This is a genomic window from Pseudonocardia sp. (genome assembly GCF_025965585.1).
Classification (GTDB): domain Bacteria; phylum Actinomycetota; class Actinomycetes; order Mycobacteriales; family Pseudonocardiaceae; genus Pseudonocardia.
In genome coordinates, this window is the sequence record NZ_JAOPWR010000234.1 from 1 (window position 1) to 7,180 (window position 7,180).

At 73.3% G+C, this 7,180-nt stretch carries 5 protein-coding genes; 3 read left to right on the forward strand and 2 right to left on the reverse strand.

All coding sequences use genetic code 11. The features are described 5' to 3' along the window. The coding region (locus JWR81_RS15100; protein WP_297651962.1) for a chloride channel protein at window positions 1-1,332 on the reverse strand (1,332 nt) is incomplete at its 3' end. A 143-nt stretch (window positions 1,333-1,475) separates the two neighbouring features. Between JWR81_RS15100 and JWR81_RS15105 the strand changes: the two genes are divergently transcribed. The 3 genes from JWR81_RS15105 to JWR81_RS15115 all read left to right on the forward strand — a co-directional run bounded on the left by JWR81_RS15105 (window position 1,476) and on the right by JWR81_RS15115 (window position 6,271). Further along, window positions 1,476-1,943, forward strand: a complete 468-nt coding sequence (locus tag JWR81_RS15105) for a MarR family transcriptional regulator (RefSeq protein ID WP_297651965.1) — start codon at window positions 1,476-1,478, stop codon at window positions 1,941-1,943. 87 nt (window positions 1,944-2,030) lie between these two features. Then, the gene (locus tag JWR81_RS15110) at window positions 2,031-4,301 is read left to right on the forward strand and encodes a cation-translocating P-type ATPase (RefSeq protein WP_297651968.1); all 2,271 of its coding nucleotides are present in this window, start codon (window positions 2,031-2,033) and stop codon (window positions 4,299-4,301) included. Next, entirely contained in the window at window positions 4,298-6,271 is a 1,974-nt protein-coding gene (locus JWR81_RS15115; protein WP_297651972.1) for a cytochrome c oxidase assembly protein, read from the forward strand. The genes JWR81_RS15110 and JWR81_RS15115 overlap by 4 nt, the downstream gene beginning before the upstream one ends. Before the next feature lie 595 nt (window positions 6,272-6,866). On the opposite strand, the gene JWR81_RS15120 is transcribed toward JWR81_RS15115, so the two are convergent. Then, a partial coding sequence (locus tag JWR81_RS15120; RefSeq protein ID WP_297651975.1) for an Hsp20 family protein occupies window positions 6,867-7,180 on the reverse strand: 314 nt, incomplete at its 5' end.

Consider the following 7,180-nt stretch of genomic DNA (forward strand, 5'->3'; position numbering starts at 1 on the left):
GATCGTCTTGTGGGAGACGAGGTGGCTGATGCCGGTGGCGAGGGCGACGGCGGCCATCAGCGGCAGGATGATCGAGTACTGCCCGGTCAGCTCGAACACGATGACCAGTGCGGCCATGGGGGCGTGGCTGGCGCCGGCGAACACGGCCGCCATGCCGATGAGGCCGTAGGCGCCGGGGGAGATGTGCAGGGCGGGGAAGGCGGCCTGCATGGCGAGTCCGAACGCCGTGCCGGCCATGGCCCCGATGAACAGAGACGGGGCGAACACCCCGCCCGAGCCGCCGATGCCGATGGTGAGGCTGGTGGCGATCATCTTGCCGAGGAGCAGTACGAGCAGGAACCCGATGGCGTAGCGGCCGTCGATGCCGTTCTCGAGCACCGGGTAGCCGACGCCGTACATCTGCGGCAGCGCCAGGAGCAGTCCGCCGAGCAGGATCCCGCCGACGGCGGGGCGGAGCCATTCGGGTCCGCGCCAGACCCGGTCGCAGGCGTCCTCGATGAGGTAGAGGACGCGGGCGAAGGCCCACCCGAGCAGTCCGGCGCCGAGTCCGAGCGCCGCGTAGAGCAGGTACTCCAGCGGCGAGTGGAGGGTGAAGGCGGGCAGGACCAGGAACGGTGCGCTGCCCAGCACGGCGCGTCCGACGACGGCGGCGGTGACCGAGGACAGCGCGATGACGCCGAACGCCTCGGCGGTGAAGCTGCGCAGGATGAGCTCGAGGGCGAAGAACACGCCGGCGATGGGGGCGTTGAAGGTGGCGGAGATGCCGCCGGCGGCGCCGCAGGCGACCAGCAGCCGGATCCGGTTCGGGGGCACGCGCAGCCACTGCCCGATCGAGGAGCCGAGGGCGGAGCCGATCTGGACGATGGGTCCCTCGCGGCCGACCGAGCCGCCGGACCCGATGCACAGGGCCGAGGCGAGTGACTTGACGATGGCGACGCGGACGGGGATGCGGCCGCCGTTGCGGGCGACGGCGAACATCACCTCGGGAACGCCGTGGCCGCGTGCCTCGGGCGCGAACCGGTTCACGAGCGGCCCGTAGAGCAGTCCCCCGAGTACCGGGGCGAGCAGCAGGAACCACACGCCGAGCCCGGGCACGTGCGGGTTCGCCACGCGTCCGGCGTCGCTGTAGTCGGACGTGCCGGTGAACAACTCGGTGAACCCGAGGATGAGGTAGCGGAACACCACCGCGCCCAACCCGGCACCCGCTCCGACCAGTATCGCGAGCCCGACCAGGCCGGGCCCCGACCCGCGCAGCCAGTCATGGGGTCTGCCGATCAGCTGCCTCCAGCGGGTGGGTGTCGCCGTGATGTGCCCGGCCGCGGTTGCGTGCATTCATATATGTTTGCATAGAGCAATGGCAGCCGGTCGGTGATGTGGTCGTCCACACCGCGGCCCGTTACCGACGAACGAGGTGAAGGGTGCGCCGGGTGGTCGATGTGACACCGGACCATGTCGTCCCAGCGGGAGCTGCCGGTGTGGCCGGTCAGGGCGCCGAGCTGGTGGACGCCGTGATGACGGCGAGCCGGGTGCTGGTGGCGATCGCGGCGCGGTCGTTGGCCGCCGCGGGCGACGTCACGCTCCCGCAGTACCGCGCGCTCGTAGTGCTGGCCACGCGCGGGCCGCAGCGTGGGACCGACCTCGCGGAGGCACTCGGGGTGAACCCGTCGTCGGCCACCCGGCTGCTGGACCGGCTCGCGCGGGCCGGCCTGGTCCGGCGCACCCGGCTGCGGGCGGACCGTCGTGCGGTGCGGGTGTCGCTCTCGCCGCAGGGCCGCGACCTCGTCGCCCAGGTCACCCGCCGGCGGCGCGAGGAGGTCGAGCGACTGCTCGCGGCGTTGCCGGCCGAGCAGCACCAGCTGGTGATCACGGCGCTGCACGCGATCGCCGACGCCGCCGGGGAGGCGCCCGAGCGCGACCTGGCCGTCGGCCTCGGGTGGTACTGAAACCCACGCCTGACCACTTACCGTCACGAACCGGAGGCGATCCCCACGTCCACGCCCACGACCCGACCCCCAGCCACCGACCCGTCCGTGTCCCGCAGCTACGAGATCCGGGTCGGGGGGATGACCTGTGCCGCGTGCGCGTCGCGGGTCGAGCGGAAGCTCAACAAGCTCGACGGTGTCGCGGCCGTCGTCAACTACGCGACCGAGCGTGCCCGGGTGGAGTGTCCGGCCGACACCGATCCCCGGGTGCTGATCGACCAGGTCGAGCGGGCCGGATACACCGCCCGGCGTGTGGACGATGTCCGCGGCGGCGAGGACGGCCCGGTCCGGTCCCGGGTGACCGAGCTGCGGTTGCGGCTCGCCATGGCCGCGGTCCTGGCCGTACCCGTCTGCGACCTGTCGCTCGCGCTGTCGCTCTTTCCCGAGCTGCGCTTTCCGGGCTGGCAGTGGGTCTGCCTGCTGCTCGCCGGCCCGGTGGTGACGTGGTGCGCGTGGCCGTTCCACCGGGCAGCGCTCAACGGGCTGCGGCACCGCACGTCCTCGATGGACACCCTCGTCTCGGCCGGCATCCTCGCGGCCACCTTGTGGTCGCTCTGGGTGATGGTGAAGGGCGGCCCGGTGGAGCCGGGACTCGGTCGCGGGCTGGCCGTCCTCGGCGGCGGCGACCACGCGCTCTACCTCGATGTCGCCGCGGGAGTGACCACGTTCCTGCTGACCGGGCGCTACGTCGAGGCGCGGGCCAAGAGTTCCGCCGGCGCGGCGATGCGGGCCCTGCTCGCCCTCGCGGCGAAGGACGTGGAGGTACTGCGTGACGGAGCGGCTGTCCGGGTGCCGGTGTCGGAGCTGCTGGTCGGGGACGAGTTCGTGGTGCGCCCGGGGGAGAAGGTCGCCACCGACGCCGTGGTCGAGGAGGGCCGCTCCGCCCTGGACACGAGCATGGTCACGGGCGAGGCCGTGCCGCGCGAGGTGGTGCCCGGTGACACGGTGACCGGCGGCACCGTCAACGCCGGGGGCCGGCTGGTGCTGCGCGCGACGCGCGTGGGCGCCGACACCCAGCTGGCACGGATGGGGCGGCTCGTCGAGCGGGCGCAGGAGGAGAAGGCCGCGGCTCAGCGCCTCGCCGACCGGATCTCGGCCGTCTTCGTCCCCGTCGTGCTGGCCCTCGCCGTGGTGACCTTCGCCGGCTGGCTGCTGGTCGGTGGCGGCGTCGCCACCGCGGTGACGACGGCGGTCGCCGTCCTGGTCGTGGCCTGTCCGTGCGCGCTCGGCCTCGCGACCCCGACCGCCGTGCTGGTGGGCACCGGGCGGGGAGCCCAGCTGGGGGTGTTCATCAAGGGACCACGGGCGCTGGAGTCCACCCGCCGCATCGATACCGTGCTCGTCGACAAGACCGGCACGCTGACCGAGGGCCGGATGCATGTGGTCGACGTGTGGACGCTACCCGGCACCGGCCACGACGAGCTGCTGATCGCGGCGGCGGCCGTGGAGCACGCCTCCGAACATCCGATCGCGCGCGCGGTCACGGCGGCGGCCGCCGAACGTACCGATGCGCAGGCCCTGCCCGTTTCCGACTTCGCGGCCCTCCCCGGCCTGGGCGCGCGTGGCACGGTGCAGGGGCGTCCGGTCGTCGTGGGGCGCGACCGCCTGCTCCGCGACGAGGGACTTGACGTCCCCGAGGTCCTGCAGGCCGAGCGGGCGGCACGGGAGGCCCAGGGCGTCACGGTGGTGCTCGTCGGCTGGGACGGGGCCGCCCGGGGACTCGTCGCGGTCGCCGACCGGGTGCGGCCCAGCAGTGCACCTGCGGTGGCCGCGTTGCGCGCGCTCGGCCTGCATCCGGTCCTGGTGACCGGGGACAACGAGCGCACCGCGCGGGCCGTCGGATCCGAGGTCGGTATCGACGACGTCGTCGCCGAGGCGCTGCCGGAGGGGAAGGCGGAGGTCGTCCGCCGGCTGCAGCGCGAGGGGCGCTGTGTCGCGGTCGTCGGTGACGGCGTCAACGACGCGGTCGCCCTGGCGGTGGCTGATCTCGGCATGGCGATCGGGCACGGCACCGACGCCGCCATCGAGGCCGCCGACATCGTGCTCGGCCGCGACGACCTCCTCGTCGTGGCCGACGCGGTCGAGCTGGCGCGGCGCACGCACCGCACGATCCGCTGGAACCTGGCCTGGGCGTTCGGGTACAACGTGGCCGCGCTGCCGCTGGCGATGGTGGGGCTGCTGGGACCACTGGTCGCCGGTGCGGCGATGGCGCTGTCCTCGGTGTTCGTCGTGTCGCACAGCCTCCGGCTCCGCCGCTTCCGGCCGAATTCGGGCCTGCGCCCCGCGGCCGAGCCGACCCTCCCGGGGCCGTCCTCGTGAGGGACGGGGCGCGGCGGCCCGCGGTCGTCCGCTTCCGGGGTGCCGTGCCGTGGCTGCTGGGCGCGGCGGCGGTCACCGGCTGCCTGCTGGGGCTGTTCGCGCCGTCCGTCGGCGTCCTCTACGGCCTGCCCGATCTCGGTCTCCTGGTCGACGCCGGTCTCCCCGCGGCGCGGGTGGTCGCGATCGGCTCGCTCGCGGCGTTGATCGCCTGCCTGCTGCGGGCGGCCGTGCTCTCACCCGGCGATCCGCACGGCACGGTCTCACCCGAGGGGTTCGCGGGTCTGCAGGCGGCGCGGGCGTGGGCCGTGGGCCAGTTCGTGGCGTCGGCCGTGGTCGTCGTGCTGACCGTCGCGGAGAGCACGGGCGAGCCGGTCGGCCGCCTCCTGACGACACCGGCGGCCCTCGCCATCGGGATCGCCGAGCTCCAGCAGGCCGCGGGCTGGGCGCTGACGGCGCTCCTCGGCCTGGTGATCGCGGTGATCGCCACGGTCGGGCTGTCGTGGCGCACCGCCGTCGGGCTCCTGGTGCTCGCCGCGACGTCGATCGTGCCGGTCACCCTCACCGCCTCGACCAACGCCCAGCAGTCGCACGATCTGGCGGGTGACTCCGTAACGCTGCACGTGGTGGCCGCCGTGCTGTGGATGGGCAGCTCTCTCGCTGTCGTGGTGCACCTGCTGCGCCGTGATGACCCCGACGGCACGGTCCTGAGCCGGCACGGGCGGATCGCCACCGTCGCGCTGATCGTCGTCGGCGCCTCGGGGATCGAGTCCGCGGCGCTGGCCGTTCGGCCCGCCGACCTGCTCACCAGCTGGTACGGCGGGCTGGTCGTCGCCGGAGCGGTCCTGCTGGTGGCACTGGCGCTCGTCGGGCTGCGCCTGCGCCGAGCGGCGACCGCGGCGGGAACGCGCGCTGCCGCCGCACGGGTGGCCGTCCTCGAGCTCGCGCTCCTCGCCGTGGCGGCGGGTACCGGGACGGGCCTCATGCGGCTGCTGCCGCCCGCCGAGGCCGACTACGTCACGAGCAGGCTCGTCTACCTCATCGGCTACGACCTGCCCCCGCACCTCACGGCTGCCGACCTGCTGCTGCGCTGGCGGCCCGACCTGTTGTTCGGGCCCCTTGCGATCGTCGCGGCCGTCGCCTACCTGGTCGGGCTGGTCCGCCTGCGCCGCAGCGGCCGCTCCTGGCCGGTCCGGCGGACCGTCGCGTGGATTTCGGGGTGCGCGGTGCTGCTGGTCGCCACGTCGTCGGGGATCGGCACCTACGCGCCCGCGGTGTTCAGCGTGCACATGGTGCAGCACATGCTCCTGGCGACACTCGCTCCCGTGCTGCTCGTCCTCGGTCACGGTGTGACGCTCCTGCTGCTCGTCTCGACCGACGACGCGTCCCGGCGGTGGCTGAGCCTGCTCGACTCCCCGGCCGTCCGCGTCGCGCGGCACCCGGCCGTGGCCTGGGCGGCGGTGGCTCCGACTCTCTTCGGGCTCTACCCGACCGGCTACTTCGACGCGATCCTGCAGCAGCACTGGGCACACCTGGCCATGGACTCGGCCTTCTTCGGCACGGGACTGATGCTGTTCTGGCCGGTGCTGGGCCACAGCGTGTCCGGACGGGGGCTCCCGGCCGTCGGCCGGATCGTCATGATCTTCGCGGTGATGGGTCTGCACGCGGCGTTCTCGGCATGGCTCCTCGGCAGCTCCACCCCCGTGGGGGCCTCGTTCTACGCGTCGTTGCAGCTGCCCTACGTCCCCGATCTGCTCGCCGACCAGCGGCGCGGTGCGGTGCTCGCGTGGATCATCGGGGAGCTGCCTGTCGTGATCGCCGTGCTCGCGCTCGTGACGCGATGGGCCCGTGCCGACCGGGACGGCGCGCCGGCAGCGACCGGAAGCTGGGCGGGGCCGGTCACGGACGAGGAGGCCGGCTACCCGGAGGTCGCCGCCGCGGCGTCGGGCGAGGGCTCGGCGGCCCGGTCGTGAGCGCCGCGTGGGATCGCAAGGTGTTCGGCAGGTGAGCGCACCCGCGCGCCAGGCAGTCTGTGGGGTCCGTTCACCACCATGACGACGGACCCCAGCACGACGAAGGCCCCGCCGTTCGTCCTTTCGGCTTTCGGCGGGGCCTTCGGGTTCATGCGGTGGTCCGGACAGGTGGCCCACGCTCGTGGGCGCCGACTCTGGTGGTGAGGGGCCGCTCGGGTGGGGCCACGCCGCCACCTCCCCGAGACGGCGTGGCCCGCCGAGGCCCGAACGCGGAACCGACCGAGCAGATGACCAGACCGTGTCGCGGCGGGAGCAGCCGGCGACGGGCCCGGCGACGCGGATGGTTGGCGGCGATGAGGGCGTCGAACTCGGCCCGCAGCAGGCCGTGGTCGGCGCAGACGATGTCAGCGAACGTCGCTAGGACGGTGCTGGGGGTGTCCGTGCTGGACGGGTCTGCCGCATGGACTCTGGTGCGGAGCTCGGTTGTGGAGTGATCGCTCATGCCGTTGCCCTCCGGTCGCCAGGACTCAGGTCAGGTTCGGTCGGTCTCGCGTTGATCGGGGTCTCGACACTCGATCGGTCAGGCGCCGATCGTTCAGGCGTTGATCTGCTGGTGCCCGCTGTCGGCGTTGTTGATGGCGATCTTGCGGGGCTTGGCCTTCTCGGCGATCGGGATCCGCAGGGTGAGCACGCCGGCGTTGTAGTCGGCGGCGATGTGGTCGGTGTCGAGGGTGTCGCCGAGGAACAGCTGGCGGGAGAACACGCCCAGAGGGCGCTCGGCGACCTGCATCTCGATGTGCTCGTTGGTGGTGACCGGGCGGCGTTCGGCCTTGACGGTGAGCACGTTGCGTTCGACGTCCAGCTCGATGGCGTCGGGGTCGATGCCGGGCAGGTCGAAGCAGACGACGA